The organism is Cryobacterium sp. PH31-L1 (assembly GCF_030063145.1).
Lineage (GTDB): Bacteria > Actinomycetota > Actinomycetes > Actinomycetales > Microbacteriaceae > Cryobacterium.
The window spans coordinates 226,449-243,070 of record NZ_JASISM010000006.1 but is presented as its reverse complement, the minus strand read 5'-3'; the positions used below and the strand labels follow the sequence as shown (position 1 = coordinate 243,070).

The following is a 16,622-nucleotide window of genomic DNA, read 5'->3' as shown; positions in this document are numbered from 1 at the left end:
GCAATCCGGTTGGTCTGCGGCACCGAACTACTGACATGAGCATCTTGATGTCCCGACCAGCGATCCGAAACCACGCCGCGGCACCGCTCGGCGCCCTGGACTCACCGAAGCCCGGACCACGCCCCAGCCCCCACGTTCCCGCCCGGCCAAAACCGGCACCACCGGCCACCGTGCTCGGCTACAGCCCGTTCCCGCTCGATTCGGATGCCCGCCACTTTGGCCTGACCACGAGCTCCATGCGGCTCAAGGGCGGCACCGTCACGGTTCGGCACGGACGCCGCAGCGCGAGCACGACCGCGACCATCCTGCTGCACGGCGCCGCCGGGTCATGGACCACCTGGACTCCCCTATTGCAGGCCGCCGATGCGACCGCCCGCGACCTGACCGATCTCATCATCCCCGACCTGCCGGGGTGGGGTGACTCACCACTGCCGGCCGACCATTCGACGCTCGGCGTCGAATCGATGGCTGAGCTGGTCGCCGACTTGGCGCGCTCCCTCGGCTACGAACGCTGGAACGTTGTGGGTCATTCCATGGGCGGGTTCATCGCACTGGCGCTGGCGGCGAGCGAAACGCGCGCCACGGCATCCGTCGGCCTGGTCTCGGCGACCTCGTTCTCGATCCAGGACAGTGTTCGTCACCCGCTTCGCCGGTTCTTTCCGCTGCCCGCCTTCTCGGCCCTGTTCCAGACCATGCGGATGCTGCAGCTCGCCGGCCCGCTTGGCCGCAGTCTGGTACGGGCGGTCATGCGCCTCGGCCTGCTGCGTTCCCTGGTCTCTCCGCTGTTTCGCTACGGTCAGGCCGTCGATGCCAGCGTGGTCGCCGCCCTCGGCACCGAGGTACGGCCGGCCGGTTTCGTGCTGGCAGCGACCCGTGCCGGCGCCTACGATACCGCCGCGCACTGGGCGCAGATCAGCTGCCCGGTGCGCTCCGTGCACGGCGACCGGGACGTGTTCGTCACGGCCCAGGACGACGGAAAGCTCCGTTCAGTTGTGCCGCAATGCGTGATCAGCACGATTGGCAGCGCCGGACATTTCGGTCAGGTCGAGCGCCCGCTCGAGGTGCTGCTCCGGCTCGAATTCGCGTCCCCACTCCCGATCGTTTCGACTTCGAGTCAGCTGGGCACTTTCTGAAAACCTTGCGTTTGCCCCCCAAACGGAGGACAGTGGGTAGCAGTACCCGGTTCCCCACCAAAGTGCATACTTCGCTTTCATTCGTTCCGGCTCCCGGCTCTTAGCGAGCGCATCCGATCGCAGCGAAATGGAAGTGGCAATCATGGGTTCTCTCACGTACGACCGTGTCGTCGTGGAATTCGAAGATCGCATGCTGGCACACCTGCAGCTCGTGATCATTCAAAAGCTGCGCCGCGGCGAAAGTTTTCTGTTGTCGTGGCGTGATGCCGCCGTCGTCGGAGACGGCCGGAGCTCAGCCTGGCTGCACCCGGCCATTCCGCTCTATTTCAAGTTTGCCGGCGGGCACGCACCGAGCATCAACCCGAACTGGGTCGCCCAGCTCACCCGCTCAGCCAACAGCTCGCAGGGGCTAGTGGTGACCGCAGAAGAAGGCGCCGCCGTTGACGCCAATGCCAGCCCCAAGGTGGAACCGGCCATCGGCATTCGAGCGGCCGCCCAGACCCGCGCGACCAAGGCCAGCGTCACCGAACGCTGATTCTCGGTGCCGCTCAGCGCGGCACGACGGTGAACCGTCGGAGCGCGAGGGCCGGGTTTATCGCGCGCACGGCGGTCACTCTGGCCGGTGTGAGGAACGCGACGGCGACATCCGCTACCTCGCCGAGGCTGGCCAGCGCAACGCCCATCGGGTCGATGATGAGGCTGCTACCAACGCCGATCGGCGGGGCGTGATCGGCGGCGGCCACAAAAACGGTGTTCTCCAGCGCCCGGGCCGTCAGCAGCGTGCGCCAGTGGTGTTCCTTGAGGGGGCCGCGCACCCACTCGGACGGCACGAGCACGAGGGTGACTCCCGCGTCGACCAGACGACGCGTGACCTCGGGAAAGCGGATGTCGTAGCAGGTCTGCAGCCCCACCCGCAGGCCACCGACGTCGAAGGTCTCGGGGTCGGTCACGGTGCCAGGCAACACCCACTCCGATTCGCGGTCGCCGAAGGCGTCGTACAGGTGCAGCTTGCGGTAGGTCGCCACGCGGTGCCCGGTGTTATCGAGAGCGACGAGGGTGTTCGAGAACCGGGCCGGGTCCACGGTCGTTTCGAGCATGCCGGCCACGACGTGGATGCCGAGTTCGGCGGCGAGCGCGGCCAGTGCGGCCACGAATTCTCCGTCGAGCGGTTCCGCGGCCGACACGAACGACGGACCGAGTTTCGGTTCGAAGAATGCCGAGTACTCGGGAAAAACGACGAGCCGCGCGCCACGACCGGCAGCCGTTTCGGCCAGCTGCCGCATCGTGGCGAGGTTGAGCGCCCGATCTGGCCCCGGGGCGAACTGGGCAACGGCAACGCCGACCGCGTCGGAATCGATCGTTGCGGATTCATACGTTGCGGCGCCTGGAGTCATGGCGAAAGCCTAGCTGGCCGCTCGATCAGGACGCCGATCACGATGCCGATACCGGGGCCGACCCGCGAAAGGTTTGGTCTTCGCAGGCAACTGAGGGGTTTTCGAAGGCTCCCGTTAACTTTTGCTGGGTAGATTCATGGGGTGACCTCTGTTATCGCACCCCACCTCGTGGCCCCCATGGTGCCCGAACGACGCCGGTGGCGACGGCTTTCACCGGTCTGGTCGGCCGGTCTCGTGGGCCTCGTGGCCTTCTTGGTGTCGTTCGCCTGGTCCTGGAAGCCATCGTATTGGGGTGATGAGGCGGCCAGCGTCATGTCGGCCGAACGATCGTTCCCCTCGCTGTTCGGCATGCTCGAGAACGTCGATGCCGTGCACGGCCTGTACTACGTCTTTCTGCACGGCTGGATCGACCTGTTCGGTGCATCCGAGCTCGCCACCAGGCTGCCGAGCGCGATCGCGATCGGCGTCGCGGCGGCGGGAACGGTCGTTCTGGCGCGATTCTTCATGGGGCCTCGGACTGCCATCGCCGGCGGACTGGTCTTTGCGATCATTCCGCGGGTGACCTATATGGGCTCCGAGGCGAGATCCACCGCCATCGCCACGGCTATCGGGGTATGGCTGACCGTGCTTCTCGTGCACGCTGTGCGAAGCAGCTCCGGGAGTCGGCTCCGGCAGCTCCTGCTCTGGGGTTGCTATTCCCTGCTGCTCGCGCTCGGCATCTATGTCTTCCTGTTCCTGGCGCTGCTACTGCCGGTACACGCGGTGGCGGTCCTCGTTCTGGGCCGCCGGCATCCGCTGTGGCAGAGCGTTTTCTTCTGGGTCGGCGCGAGCGCGATCGGGCTGCTGCTGGCCGCTCCGATTGCGCTGGCGGGCTCGGCGCAGCGGGAACAAATCGCATTCATCGGCCGACGCCCCCAGGTCAGCGTGAGCGAAGCGGCCGTGATGCAGTGGTTCGACACCATTCCGGTGGCGATCATGGCCTGGTCGCTCATTATCGTGGCCATGGTCGCGGTATTCCTGCGCCGCCCAGGCACCCGCCGGCCGGCCGGCCGGCCGGGCCGCGCCGGACTCACGATTTTTCTGGCCTGGATGCTGGTGCCGAGCGCGACTCTGCTCATCGGCACGCACCTGATCGCGCCGATGTATTCACTGCGCTACCTCTCGCTCTGCGCCCCGGCGGTGGGCATTGTGATCGCCGTGGGCCTGGCGGCACTGGCCAGCAATTGGTTGCGCGTCGCGAGCGTCCTGGCCCTCGTGGCCGTGATCGTGCCCGCCTATGCGGTGCAGCGCGGTGACTTCGGCAAGAATGAGGGCAGCGACTGGCGCCAGGCAGCCGACATCATCGCCGCCCGGGCAACGCCGGGCGACGGCGTGGTCTTCGACCAGAGCGTGCGCCCGTCACGCCTGCCCCGGCTGGCGATGCATCTCTACCCCGACGCCTTCGCCGGACTGCGCGACGTGACCCTGACCCGCCCGTACGATGACACGACCTGGCTGTGGGACGAGGTCGCACCACTGATCGACGTGCTGCCGGCCGTAGCGAACCTCGACACGGTGTGGCTGCTGCAATACTCGGGGAGTGCAGATTCGCGGAAAGAAACGGATGTCCACACGCTTCAAATCCAGGGTTTCCGCGTCGCCCAGACGACACTGGTCAACCGCACCCGCATCATCGAAATGACGAGGTAACGTCGTGCCAACCAACTCCACCACGCTGGTACTCGTGCCGACCTACAACGAGGCCGAAAACATCGCCTCGATCGTGGATCGACTGCGCTCCAGTGTGCCCGAGGTACACATTTTGGTCGTCGACGACGATTCGCCCGACGGCACCGGCACCCTCGCCGACGCGATCGCGGCGCGGGATTCCAGCGTTCACGTGCTGCACCGCACTGAGAAGACCGGTCTCGGCGCGGCGTACCTCGATGGCTTCGGCTGGGGCCTCGGCCGCGGCTATACCCGGTTGGTGCAGCTCGACGCGGATGGCTCCCACCTGCCGGAGCAGCTCGCCACACTGCTCGATGCCGCCGTCACGGCCGATGTCGTGATGGGCTCACGCTGGGTTCCGGGCGGGGCCATCGAGAATTGGCCGTGGCACCGGCGCGCACTCTCCCGCGGCGGCTCCTGGTATTCCCGTCTGCTGCTGCGGCTACCGCAGCGCGACGCCACCGGCGGTTACCGGGTGTACTCGGCCAGGGCGCTCGAGCGCATGGACCTCTCGAGCGTCGACAGCCTCGGCTATTGCTTTCAGATTGAGATGCTGCTGCACGCGGTGCGTGCCAACCTGCGCGTCGTCGAGGTGCCGATCACCTTCGTCGAGCGGGTGCGCGGCTCGTCGAAGATGAGTCCACGCATCGCCATCGAGGCGATGGCCCGGGTCACTCTGTGGGGCGTGACCGGAATGGGCATCAGCCGGTCCGGCGCGCGGGAGGCCGCCGCGGCCGCACGCGGAGCCTGAATCTGAAACATTTCGGGTGTTTGAGTCAATTTGACTATATGATGGATCCAGCAGTTAAAGTCACACCGACCTTTACGACTGGATCCCCGTGCTGGAGCACCACCTGACCGAGCAGAGTCCGCTCGAACGCGGCAGCGCTCAGGCGACCGTGGCGGTTTCGACCGTGATCTTCGCCCTGCGCACCGACGACGAGTCGGGCCTGAAGACGCTCTGGCTGCCGCTCGTGCGTCGTACCCGCGACCCGCACCGGAATCTCTGGGCGTTGCCCGGCGGATGGCTGCCGGCCGACGAAGAGCTCGCCGCCGCCGCCGGCCGTACCCTGCGCGAAACCACGGACCTGTCCCCGCGCTACCTGGAGCAGTTGTACACGTTCGGCGATATCGACCGCTCCCCCGGCCTTCGCGTGGTCTCGGTCGTGTACTGGGCGCTGGTGCGTTCGGAGGTAGCGGAGCGAGCATCCGTTGGGGAGAACGTGCGCTGGTTTGCCGCCGACCAGTTGCCGCCGTTGGCGTTCGACCACAACCGCATCGTGGAATACGCCCTCTGGCGGCTGCGCACCAAAGTCGAATACGCCCGCATTGCGCACGCCTTTCTCGGTGACACGTTCACCCTCGCCCAGTTGCGCGACGTGCACGAGGCCGTGCTGCAGAAGGCGCTCGACCCGGCCAACTTTCGTCGCTCGATGGAGTCGAGCGGCACCCTGATCAGCACCGATCAGCACGTGGCGGGTGCGCGCCACCGACCCGCGCGGCTCTACCGCTACGACGATCGGGCCAACGAGCACGACCCGCCGGGACCGACCCGCTAACTCCCCCTCACCCCTCTTCATTCTCAAGGAGCACGACCATGACTATTCCCTCGGTCGAGACCACAATTCGTCTCATCGGCACCGGCAAAGCCGCCGGCAGCACGTGCAGTCCCGATCTGGCGACCTCGCCGTGGGAATTCGACGCCGGCACCCCCGGTTACGGCCCCGGCTCGTCGATGGGCGACGTGATTCCAGCCGGATCTCCCCGTCAGGGCGCCCTGCCGGAGCGCTACCGTACGGCCTCGGCCGAAGAGCTCAGTGCCCGCATCGTCGAGGCCAAGAACGTGCTCGGTGACTCGGTCGTGATTCTGGGCCACTTCTACCAGCGCGATGAGGTACTGCGGCACGCCGATTTCGTGGGCGACAGCTTTCAGCTGGCCCAGGCCACGCAGAGCCGCCCCGACGCGGCCGCGATCGTGTTCTGCGGCGTGCACTTCATGGCTGAAACCGCCGACCTGCTCTCCGGCCCCGACCAGGCCGTCATTCTGCCGAACCTGGCCGCCGGCTGCTCGATGGCCGACATGGCCGACATCGACTCGGTCACCGAATGCTGGGAACAGCTCGAAGAGCTCTACGGCACCGAGACGGATGCCTCCGGCCGGGTTCCGGTGATTCCGGTCACCTACATGAATTCCTCCGCCGCGCTCAAGGGCTTCTGCGGCGAGCACGGCGGCATCGTGTGCACCTCGTCGAACGCCAAGGCCGTGCTGGAGTGGGCGTTCGAGCGCGGCCGACGCGTTTTGTTCTTCCCCGACCAGCACCTCGGCCGCAACACCGCCAAGGCTATGGGCGTGCCCCTGGAGCAGATGCCGATGTGGAACCCGACCAAACCGCTCGGCGGCAACACTGCCGATGCGCTTGAGGACGCCCAGGTCGTGCTCTGGCACGGATTCTGCAGCGTACACCGCCGCTTCACCGTGCCGCAGATCGACGCCGCCCGCGCCGAACACCCCGGCGTGCGGGTCTTGGTGCACCCGGAATGCCCGATGGCGGTCGTCGACGCCGCCGACTCGGCCGGATCCACCGACTTCATCGCGAAAGCCATCGCCGCGGCCCCGGCCGGCTCGACCTTTGCCATCGGCACCGAGATCAACCTCGTGAACCGGCTCGCCGCCCAGCACCCCGAACACGAGATTTTCTGCCTCGACCCGGTGATCTGCCCCTGCTCGACCATGTATCGCATCCACGCCGGCTACCTGGCCTGGGTGCTCGAAGCCCTCGTTGGCGGCGGCGAGGCGCCGTCGCAGGTGCTCAATCAGATCACGGTCTCTGCCGATGTCGCCAGTCACGCCCGAGTTGCCCTCGAGCGGATGCTGGCGTCCCGGCCGCCGGTTCTGGTCGGCGCCTGATGTCATCCGTTCTCGTTATCGGCAGCGGACTCGGCGGCCTGCTGGCCGCGGTGCGGGCAACAGATGCCGGGCACCGCGTGGTGCTCGTCACCAAATCCGTACTGCCGGAAAGTAACACCCGGTACGCGCAGGGCGGCATCGCCGCTGCCCTGTTTCGTGACGACTCGGTCGACGCGCACGTGCTCGACACGCTGCGCGCCGGTGCCGGACTGTGCGACCCGGGCGCGGTGCGGGTGCTCTGCGAGGAGGGCCCGGCGCGGGTGCGCGACCTCATCCGGTTCGGCGTGGACTTCGACCGGGACGAATCCGGGGTGGCGCGCGGACTCGAAGCTGCCCACTCGCGCTCCCGGGTCGTGCACGCCGGCGGCGACGCCACCGGCGCTGCCGTTGAGGCTGCGCTCGTCGCGACCGTGCGGCGCCGGGCGGCGATCGAGGTACGGGAACACACCATGCTGGTCGACCTACTGGTCGAAGACAGCGGCGCGGTGAGCGGCGCACGGATATTCGACCCCGACGGCGTGCAGCGCTCACTCGAAGCCGACGCTGTGATTCTCGCCACGGGCGGTGCCGGCGCCCTCTACACGCACACCACCAACCCGCCGGTCGCCACCGGCGACGGTGTGGCGGCGGCGTGGCGGGCCGGGGCATCCGTTACTGATCTGGAGTTCTACCAGTTTCACCCGACCGCCCTCGCCGTGCCGGGCACGCCGCTCGTCTCGGAAGCAGTGCGCGGTGAGGGCGCCGTGCTCAGAAATCAGCTCGGCGAGCGCTTCATGCTGGCCGAGCACCCCGACGCCGAACTCGCCCCACGCGACGTCGTCGCCCGGGCCATCGCCCGCCAGATGGAATGGCAGGGCGGCGCCCCGGTGCTGCTCGACGCCACCGGCCTTGGCCGTGAAAAGCTCGAAACCCGATTCCCCACCATCACGGCCGCCTGCCGTGCCGCCGGCCTGGACTGGGCGGTCGAAGCAATTCCGGTGGCCCCGGCCGCGCACTACTGGATGGGCGGTGTCGAAACGGATGCCTGGGCTCGCACCACCCTGCCCGGCCTGTTCGCCGTCGGCGAGGTCGCCCGAACCGGTGCGCACGGCGCTAACCGGCTTGCCTCCAACTCGTTGCTGGAGGCCGCCGTCTTCGCCGACCGTTCGGTGCGGGCCCTCGACCAGCCCTGGCCCACGCGCACGGAAGGTCACGCCCGCTCGCCGGTCTCTCCCTTCTCACACCATTTCGACCAGGCGACTCGCTCGGCAGATCTCTCCTACGCGTTGGTCGAGCTGGTCGAGACCGCCACAGGATCGTCGTCAGCCGATCCGGCAACTCTGGTCGACCGCCGAACACTCCAGCAACTCCTCTGGGACTACGCCGGAGTACACCGCTCCGGCGCGGGCCTGGCCGCAGCCGCCGCCAACCTTGCCGAGTGGACAGCCCCCGACCCCGCCAGCACCGCGGTCGCCGCCCTCGAAGACCGCAACCTGCTCGACCTCGCCCGCCTGCTCGTGACCGCAGCCCTCGCGCGCGAGGAATCGCGCGGCGCACACTACCGCTCAGACTTCGCCGAGACCCGGCCCGAATTGGCCCGCTCAGTCTCGCAAGCACGCAGCTCCCAGCCACGCCCGCAATCACTCGAACTCGTTCCGGCCCAGGAGGCCATCGCATGCTGAGCAATCACTCCATCAACGTTGTCGTGCAGGCCGCTCTCGACGAAGACGCTCCCTGGGGCGACCTCACTTCGGCCGTGCTCATCCCCGAGGATGCCGTCGCGACTGCCAGGCTCGAAGCCCGCGAGCCCGGCGTGTACAGCGGCAGTGCCGTGTTCGCCGCCGCTTTCGCCCTCACCGACCCCCGTATCGAGGTGCGCCACTTCGTCGCCGACGGTGACCGCTTCTCCCAGGGCGAAACACTGGCCGAGGTGACCGGCCCGGCCCGGGGTATCCTGCAGGCTGAACGTATCGGTCTCAACTTCGTGCAGCGGATGAGCGGAATCGCCACGCTGACCGCCCGGTACGTCGCCGAGACGGCCGGCACCACGGCTCGCATTGTCGACACCCGCAAGACCACGCCGGGCCTCCGCGCAGTGGAACGCGCGGCCGTGCGAGATGGCGGCGGCCACAACCACCGGTTCAGCCTGTCCGACACGGTGATGGCCAAGGACAACCACCTCGCTATCCTCGCCGCCGGGCCGCTCGGTCTCACCGAAGCGCTGCGCGAGGTGCGCGCAAAGCTTTCGCACACCACCCACTTCGAGGTGGAAGTCGACCGCCTCGACCAGATCGAAGACGTATTGGTGGCCGGCATCGACACGATCATGCTCGACAACTTCAGCCCGGAGGACCTGCGTACCGGTGTCACGCAGGTCGCCGGTCGCGCCATCGTCGAGGCCAGTGGCGGCGTGTCGCTGGAGACCGTGCGTGACATTGCGGAATCCGGCGTCGATGTCATCTCGGTCGGAGCGCTCACGCACAGCGTGCACTCGCTCGACCTCGGCCTCGACGTGGCCATTCGGGTGAACACGCCGGCTGGGTTTGCTCTCTGACCCATGATTTACCTGGATAACGCCGCGACGACCCCGGTGCGCCGAGAGGCCCTCGAGGCCATGTGGCCGCATCTCACAAGCGGTTTCGGCAACCCGTCGAGCCACCACCAGGTCGGTGAGGCGGCCGCTGCCGCGCTGCTGGACGCGCGCCGCAGCATCGCCCGCTCGCTGGGCTGCCGGCCCGGCGAGGTCGTGTTCACGAGCGGCGGCACCGAAGGCGGCAATCTCGCGATCAAGGGGATTGCCCTCGGCAACCCGCGCGGCCGCCACGTGGTGACCACCCCGATCGAGCACGAGGCCGTGCTCGACTCCTGCGACTACCTGCGGCGGCTGCACGGTTTCGAAATCACGCTGCTGCCAGTAGATGCCGCGGGCCGCGTCGACCCCGCCGACCTGGCCCGCACGCTCCGCCCCGACACGACCCTGGTCTCGGTGCACTACGCCAACAACGAGGTCGGTACCGTGCAGCCTCTCAAGGAGCTGGCTGCAGTGGCCCACGCGCAGGGTGTGCCCTTTCACACCGACGCCGTGCAGGCCGGCGGTTGGCTCGACCTCAACGTGACCGGACTCGGCGTGGACGCACTGAGTCTCTCCGGCCATAAACTCGGCGCTCCCCCCGGCATCGGCGCGGTGTTTCTACGCGGTCGCCTGGCGATTGAACCGCTGCTGCACGGTGGCGGCCAGGAGCGCGGCAAACGCAGCGGCACCGAGAACGTCGCCGGAGCGGTCGCCCTCGCCGTCGCGCTGCGGCTCGCCGTCGCGGACCGCGCCGAAGCCGCCGCCCGCACCAGCACTCTTCGCGACGAGTTCATCAGCACCGTGCTGCGCGATACCCCCTCCGCCCGGCTCACCGGCCATCCCACGGAACGCCTGCCGGGCACGGCGTCGTTCGTATTCCCGGGCACGAGCGGCGAGGCTGTGTTGCTCGAGCTCGAACAGCGCGGCATTGTCTGTTCGAGTGGGTCCGCCTGCGCGGCCGGCAGCAGCGAGCCCTCGCACGTTCTCACCGCCATGGGCTTCGCGGGCGACGTGGCGTTAACCGCGGTCCGTTTCACGCTGGGCGCTGGCACGAGCGCGGCGGAGGCGGAAGAGGCGGCGGCATCCGTTCGCGGCTCGATTTCAGCGGTCGCCAGCCTCGGTGCTTGACCGGACCCTGACATACGTCGCTATGACCTGATAATGTCATGACAACTAGCCAAAGCTCTTGGCTTGTCAGTGAGGTGTCAGGTGAGCGCGCAGGAAGAAAACGTCCTCCCTATGGGAATGTTCATGGATTTGCAACGATCCGGGCCGATTCCCCTGTACTTTCAGGTTTCACAGCGCATCGAAAAGGCCATCCTGAGCGGTGAACTGCCCGCCGGGTCACGGCTCGAGAACGAGGTCGCGCTCGGCCAGCGACTGGGCCTCAGTCGGCCCACCGTGCGCCGCGCCATCCAGGAAATCGTCGACAAGGGTCTGCTCGTGCGTCGCCGCGGCATCGGTACCCAGGTCGTGCACGGCCAGGTCACCCGCAAAGTCGAACTGACCAGCCTCTACGACGACCTCACCAACACGCACAAAGTGCCGTCCACCCACCTGCTCACCTTGGAAACCCAGGGAGCGGATGCCAAGACCGCCGAACGCCTCGGGGTGCAGGAAGACAGCCCGACCCTGCACATTCGTCGCGTTCGACTCGCGGACGACGTGCCGGTAGCCGTCATGGAGAACTGGCTTCCCGCGGAGTTCATCGGCATCGAACCCAATGAACTCGTCGCCCACGGCCTGTACCAGGTGCTGCGTTCACGCGGCGTGACGATGCGGGTGGCCCGCCAGCACATCGGCGCCCGCAAGTCCACCGCCGACGAGTCAGCCCTACTGGAGATCGAGAAGAACTCGGCACTGCTCACGATGGACCGCACGGCCTTCGACAATTCGGGCCGTGCCGTCGAGTTCGGGCAGCACTGCTACCGCCCAGACCTCTACTCCTTCGAAGTGACTCTGGTCGAAAAGTAGCAATCCTGCCAAGACCACTACAAAAGTCTGGCCGCCTGCCCCGAGGGGGCGGACGGCCAGACTTTTTCCTGCGCCGGACAGTCAGGCGCGAGCGAGCTCGTGCGCCAGAGCGTCGAGCTCTGCTCCCCCGGCCATAAGCTTGGTCATCTCTTCAATCGTGATCTCGCTCTTCTTGAAGTCCCCCAGGCTGGTTCCGCGTTTGAGCAGCAGAAACCGGTCGCCGACGGGATAGGCGTGGTGCGGGTTGTGCGTGATGAAGACCACGCCGAGACCACGATCGCGCGCCTGGGCGATGTATTTCAGCACAACGCCGGCCTGCTTGACGCCCAGAGCCGAGGTCGGCTCGTCGAGGATAACGACCTTCGCGCCAAAGTACACGGCTCGGGCGATGGCCACCGACTGGCGCTCACCACCCGACAGGGTACCGATGGGCTGGTCCACGTCGCGCAGGTCGATGCCCATCTTGGCCAGCTCTTCCTTGGTTATCCGGCGCATCCCCTTGACGTCCAGCTGCCTGAACGGGCCGAACCCGCGGGTCAGCTCGGAGCCGAGAAAGAAGTTGCGCCAGACCGGCATCAGCGGAACGACGGCCAGGTCCTGATAGACCGTCGCGATGCCCAGATCCAGGGCTTCACGCGGGCTGCCGAAGGTGCGCTCGACCCCGTAAGCGAGGAGCTTGCCGTGGGTGTGCGCGTGGGCCCCGGACAGAATCTTGATGAACGTGGATTTGCCGGCACCGTTGTCCCCCAGAACGCAGAGGACCTCACCGACACCGACCGAGGCCGACACACCCTGCAGCGCCAGAATGGAACCATAGGTCTTGCCGATGTCCCGAACTTCAAGAATGGGCGGGGCTGCGGATGCCTGTGCGTCTGTCATGAGCGAACTCCTGCCTGGCGGCGTACATAAAGGTTGACGAGCACGGCCAGCAGCAGCATGCCACCGAGGAACGCTTTGAGCCAGTTGTTGTCCCACTGCGCGAACACGATTCCCTGCAAGGTCATGCCGTAGATCAGGGCGCCCAGAGCGGCACCGATTGCCGATCCGTAGCCGCCGGTCAGCAGACATCCGCCGACGACAGCGCAGATGATGTAGATGAACTCCTGTCCGATGCCGGTCGTGGCCTGCACCGTTGACACGTCGAACAGCTGAAGCATGCCGACGAGCCAGCCAGCGCCAGCGGTGGTCATGAACAGGCCCATTTTGACCTTCATGACCGGCACGCCCACCTGGCGCGAGCTGGTGATCTGCCCGCCGACCGCGAAGATCCAGTTTCCCGAGCGGGTCCGAAGCAGAATCCAGGTGGCCAGTGCGGTTATGGCGATCCACCAGACGATGGAGATTTTCACGTCCATGCCAAACAGTGCGAACGAGGAACCGAAGAAGACCTTGACGGCATCGAAGCCGGGCACGGCACTCATGCCCTGAATGGACACCGTACCGGTGATGATCTTGGTGACCGCCAGGTTCACCCCCTGCAGAATGAAGAAGGTGGCGAGGGTGACGATGAAGCTCGGCAGCCCGGTCTTCATGACCACGAAGGCGTTCGCCGCACCGATTGCCAGTGCAATCGCCAGGGCGATCACGAGGGCGAGCCAGATGTTGACGCCCCACTCGGTCGTGACGATTCCGACGATGAGTCCGGTTGTACCGACCATGGCCCCGGCGGAGAGGTCGAACTCCCCGCCGATCATGAGCAGGGCCACGGCGACGGCCATGATGCCGAACAGTGATGCCGAGTAGAGCCAGGTGGCCACACCGGCCGGCGTCAGAAACGCCGTCGTCGAGACCGAGAAGAAGATGAAGATGGCGAGGGCGGCCACCGCCGCGCCGACCTCGGGTCGACGCAGCAGCGTTATGATCAGACCGGCTGGCTTGATCCTTTCATCGGTCACCGCGGGTGCGGTGGTGGTCATCGCGTTCCATTCTTCGCGAACTTCGCGACCTGCTCCGCGTTGTCCTTGGTGACGAAGCCGGGGCCGGAGTACACGGGCAGGCCGCCACCGACGACATCGCCGTTGCGAGCCTGGAGGGTGAGGAAGGTCACGGGCAGGTAGCCCTGGGAGTAGGGCTGCTGGTCGACGGCGAACAGGATCTTGCCGTCGAGGATCAGCTGGGTGACGTCGGAGGACACGTCGAAGGTCGCGAGTTTCGCCGAACTGGCGGCTTCTTCGATCGCCTGGCTGGCCGCTACAGCAATGCCGGGGTTCAGGGTGAGCACGCCATCGATGGACGGGTCGGCGAGCAGGCTGCTCTTGATCGTGTTCTGGGCGTCGGCGACGTTCGCGACGTCGACCTGAACGTTGGTGACCGTGCCTCCGAGGGTGTCGGCCGCTCCCTTGCAACGTTCTTCCAGTCCGCTGTTGCCAGCCTCATGAATGACGCAGATGACGTTGCTGACACCAGCGTTCGCCAGCTGCTCTCCCGCACCCTGACCAGCGATGAACTCACTCTGGCCGACGTGGGTCTGAGCACCGAATGCCTTGGACTGCTCGAGGCCGGAGTTGATCGTGATCACCGGGATGCCGGCGGCAACGGCCTTTTCGATGGCGTTCTTGACTCCGTCCGGGTTGGCCATCGAGACGATCAGTCCGTCGGGATGGGTCGCAACGGCGGCGTCGATGAGCTGGCTCTGTTTCACCGGGTCGCCATCACCCTGGTAGGTGACAGTGGCACCGAGATCCTTGCCGGCCTGCTCGGCGCCGCTTTTGACGACGTCCCAGAAGGTATCTCCCGGGGAGCCATGGGTTACGACTGCGATCGTGACCTGGTCGCCCGAGGCCGCAGCGTCGGTGGTGGCTGCCGTGTTCGTGGTGGACGTGCAACCGGTGAGGGCGAGCGGCAGGACGACGAGCGCCGCCATCCAGCGAGATTTGAGCTTCATGAGTGGATCCTCCATTGGATACATTGTGACTGAGGCGGTGCCGTGTGTGGTGCGGATGGTGCTGTCGGTCGTGAAGAGTCTTAGGGAGTCGCCAAACCGGCGATGAAGTCGATGCTGGTGCGCACATCCGCGAATGGGCCCTGGCCCTCTGCCGGGTTCTCGGTCAGGATCGTGTCCTGCTCGAGCACGTAATAGCCCGCATAGCCCGCTGCTTCCAGAGACCGAACGATCGTTGCAATGTCGATATCGCCGGTACCGAGCGGGGTGTACATGCCCAGACCCACACCGTCGGTGTAGCTGAGCTCCTTGCGCTGCACCTTCTCGGCCAGATCGCGGCGCACGTCTTTGAGGTGCACGTGGGTGATCCGAGCGGCGTTGTTGTTGGCCAGTGCGACCGGGTCGGTACCCCCGATCAACAGATGTCCGGTGTCGAGGCAGAGCCCGATCCTGGAACCGCTCAGCACGCGCTCGACATCAGCGCTCGATTCGATCATCGTTCCGACATGGGGGTGGATGGATGCCACCACGCCCCGCGCGGCCGCCGTCTGCACCAGGCGGTCGAGGTTGGTCAGGAGCGTTTTCCACTCCGGCTCGCTCAGCGTCGGGCGGGAGTCGTAGCCGACCTGGCCGGTGTCGGCTGAGAGAACGAGCCGGGAAGCCCCGGCTGCCAGAAACGAGTCGAGTTCGGCTTCGATTACCGGAACGGGGTCGCTGCCGGCGTCATGAAGCACAATCGGCACGAATCCTCCGACGGCTTTCAGCCCGGCATCCGCCAAGATCGCAGCTTTATCGCTCGGACTCACCGGCAGGAAACCTTCGGGACCGAACTCGGTGGCCACGACGCCCAACTCGCGCATCTCACCGAGCACACGCTCGGGTGTGAGCTGAAACCCCCAACCGGGAACCTCGCAGACGCCCCAGGAAATGGGTGCGGCAGCAATGCGGCTCAGCAGACTCATCTCGGCCACGGTCACCGCTTGACTTCGTCGAGGCGCACGGGGCGTCCCTCGGCACGGGACAGCTCGGCGGCCTCGGCTATGTAGAGCGCTTCGAGGGCGTCCCGAGGAGTGCACGGGCTCACGGTCTCGCCGGCAGCGACGGTGACGAATCGGGCCAGTTCCGCAGCGTAGGCAGGAGCGAACCGCTCCTGGAAATTGGGCCAGGCAGACTCGGTGGGAAAGCTGACGCCCGGTTCGGCACTGGTCAGCGGAACGCGATCGTCGAGTCCAACGGACCGGTTCCCGAGGCTTCCGGCCAGTTCCATGCGCACGTCGTAGCCGGCGCCGTTGTAACGCGAACCCTGAACGGTGACCAGGGTTCCGTCATCGAGGGTGAGCAGGGCTGCGGATTCGTCCACGTCGCCGGCCTCGCCGAAGAAGGACGCTCCACGGTTCGCACCGGTAGCGAAGACCGTAGCCACCTCGCGGCCGGTGACCCAACGCAGAATGTCGAAGTCATGGATGTGGCAGTCGCGGTAGATTCCCCCGCTGGTCGGAATGTACTCGGCCGGAGGCGGCGTCGGATCGAAGGTCAGCACGTGCAGGCGGCGCAGTTCGCCGATCTCACCGTTCTCCAGCGCCCGCTTGGCCTCCGTGTAGCCAGCGTCGAAGCGGCGCTGGAACCCGATCTGTACGGGAACGTCGTGACGCTCGACCTCTTCGACGAGCGCGATGCTCGAGCTGAGGTTCTCGGCGAGGGGTTTCTCGCAGAAGGTCGGGATACCCGCTCGCACGGCCCGCACAATGAGCTCGGCGTGGGCCGAGGTCGGTGCGGCAATCACGATGCCGTCCGGCTTCGAGGCGAAGGCCTCGTCGATGGTGGCAGACGCGGAGCCAACCGAAGCTGCCGCGGCCGCAGCGCGGGCCGGATCGAGATCAGCGATCAGGAGGTCGGTGACGCCGGCCTGCGCCTTCAGCGTGCCGACGTGAGAGAGCCCGATCCTGCCGGCACCCAAAACTACGAATCGCACTTTATTGCCTCCACATTGAGTTTGTTTTAATGTCCTGATGTTGTTGCTTTTGACCAGGGTATAGGGTTGATAACCAGTCGTCAAGAGTTTGTCTTGACATAC

The 16,622-nt window shown here is 66.5% G+C and carries 16 protein-coding genes; 10 read left to right on the top strand and 6 right to left on the bottom strand.

Features of this window, described 5'->3' with window-relative positions:
* The first annotated feature begins 35 nt into the window (after positions 1-35).
* The gene (locus QMF22_RS13625) at positions 36-1,133 is read left to right on the top strand and encodes an alpha/beta fold hydrolase (protein ID WP_283454496.1); all 1,098 of its coding nucleotides are present in this window, start codon (positions 36-38) and stop codon (positions 1,131-1,133) included.
* 142 nt (positions 1,134-1,275) lie between these two features.
* Positions 1,276-1,668 (top strand): DUF7882 family protein, encoded by a 393-nt coding sequence (locus tag QMF22_RS13620; RefSeq protein WP_283454494.1) that lies wholly within the window; start codon positions 1,276-1,278, stop codon positions 1,666-1,668.
* Between the two features lie 13 nt (positions 1,669-1,681).
* On the opposite strand, the gene QMF22_RS13615 is transcribed toward QMF22_RS13620, so the two are convergent.
* On the bottom strand, positions 1,682-2,527 hold the full coding sequence (locus tag QMF22_RS13615) for a carbon-nitrogen hydrolase family protein (protein WP_283454492.1): 846 nt from the start codon (positions 2,525-2,527) through the stop codon (positions 1,682-1,684).
* A gap of 141 nt (positions 2,528-2,668) precedes the next feature.
* Here QMF22_RS13615 and QMF22_RS13610 point away from each other — a divergent pair, with 141 nt between their 5' ends.
* The 8 genes from QMF22_RS13610 (at position 2,669) to QMF22_RS13575 (ending at position 11,667) form a co-directional block, all read left to right on the top strand.
* Complete coding sequence (locus tag QMF22_RS13610; RefSeq protein ID WP_283454490.1) at positions 2,669-4,216, top strand: glycosyltransferase family 39 protein; 1,548 nt, start codon at positions 2,669-2,671, stop codon at positions 4,214-4,216.
* A 4-nt stretch (positions 4,217-4,220) separates the two neighbouring features.
* The gene (locus QMF22_RS13605) at positions 4,221-4,985 is read left to right on the top strand and encodes a polyprenol monophosphomannose synthase (protein ID WP_283454488.1); all 765 of its coding nucleotides are present in this window, start codon (positions 4,221-4,223) and stop codon (positions 4,983-4,985) included.
* Between the two features lie 88 nt (positions 4,986-5,073).
* Positions 5,074-5,793: an NUDIX hydrolase gene (locus QMF22_RS13600; protein ID WP_283454486.1), complete on the top strand. Its 720-nt coding sequence runs from the start codon at positions 5,074-5,076 to the stop codon at positions 5,791-5,793.
* A gap of 38 nt (positions 5,794-5,831) precedes the next feature.
* The gene (nadA, locus tag QMF22_RS13595) at positions 5,832-7,142 is read left to right on the top strand and encodes a quinolinate synthase NadA (protein WP_283454485.1); all 1,311 of its coding nucleotides are present in this window, start codon (positions 5,832-5,834) and stop codon (positions 7,140-7,142) included.
* Positions 7,142-8,803: an L-aspartate oxidase gene (nadB, locus tag QMF22_RS13590; RefSeq protein ID WP_283454483.1), complete on the top strand. Its 1,662-nt coding sequence runs from the start codon at positions 7,142-7,144 to the stop codon at positions 8,801-8,803. Before nadA ends, nadB begins: the two co-directional genes overlap by 1 nt.
* Positions 8,797-9,675 carry a carboxylating nicotinate-nucleotide diphosphorylase gene (gene nadC / locus QMF22_RS13585; RefSeq protein ID WP_283454482.1) on the top strand — a complete coding sequence of 293 codons (879 nt, stop codon included), beginning with the start codon at positions 8,797-8,799 and terminating at the stop codon, positions 9,673-9,675. Before nadB ends, nadC begins: the two co-directional genes overlap by 7 nt.
* 3 nt (positions 9,676-9,678) lie before the next feature.
* Positions 9,679-10,821: a cysteine desulfurase family protein gene (locus tag QMF22_RS13580; RefSeq protein WP_283454480.1), complete on the top strand. Its 1,143-nt coding sequence runs from the start codon at positions 9,679-9,681 to the stop codon at positions 10,819-10,821.
* Positions 10,822-10,944: 123 nt separating this feature from the next.
* Positions 10,945-11,667 carry a GntR family transcriptional regulator gene (locus QMF22_RS13575; protein WP_502846958.1) on the top strand — a complete coding sequence of 241 codons (723 nt, stop codon included), beginning with the start codon at positions 10,945-10,947 and terminating at the stop codon, positions 11,665-11,667.
* Between the two features lie 81 nt (positions 11,668-11,748).
* Here QMF22_RS13575 and QMF22_RS13570 read toward each other — a convergent pair whose 3' ends face one another.
* The 5 genes from QMF22_RS13570 to QMF22_RS13550 form a co-directional block, all read right to left on the bottom strand.
* Positions 11,749-12,546, bottom strand: coding sequence for an ATP-binding cassette domain-containing protein (locus QMF22_RS13570; RefSeq protein ID WP_283454478.1), 798 nt, complete (start codon positions 12,544-12,546; stop codon positions 11,749-11,751).
* Entirely contained in the window at positions 12,543-13,583 is a 1,041-nt protein-coding gene (locus QMF22_RS13565) for an ABC transporter permease (protein ID WP_283454475.1), read from the bottom strand. The genes QMF22_RS13570 and QMF22_RS13565 overlap by 4 nt, the downstream gene beginning before the upstream one ends.
* Positions 13,580-14,551, bottom strand: a complete 972-nt coding sequence (locus tag QMF22_RS13560) for a sugar ABC transporter substrate-binding protein (RefSeq protein ID WP_283454473.1) — start codon at positions 14,549-14,551, stop codon at positions 13,580-13,582. The genes QMF22_RS13565 and QMF22_RS13560 overlap by 4 nt, the downstream gene beginning before the upstream one ends.
* A gap of 80 nt (positions 14,552-14,631) precedes the next feature.
* Positions 14,632-15,510, bottom strand: a complete 879-nt coding sequence (locus tag QMF22_RS13555) for a TIM barrel protein (protein ID WP_283454690.1) — start codon at positions 15,508-15,510, stop codon at positions 14,632-14,634.
* 11 nt (positions 15,511-15,521) lie between these two features.
* Complete coding sequence (locus tag QMF22_RS13550; RefSeq protein ID WP_283454471.1) at positions 15,522-16,520, bottom strand: Gfo/Idh/MocA family protein; 999 nt, start codon at positions 16,518-16,520, stop codon at positions 15,522-15,524.
* Between the last annotated feature and the right edge of the window lie 102 nt (positions 16,521-16,622).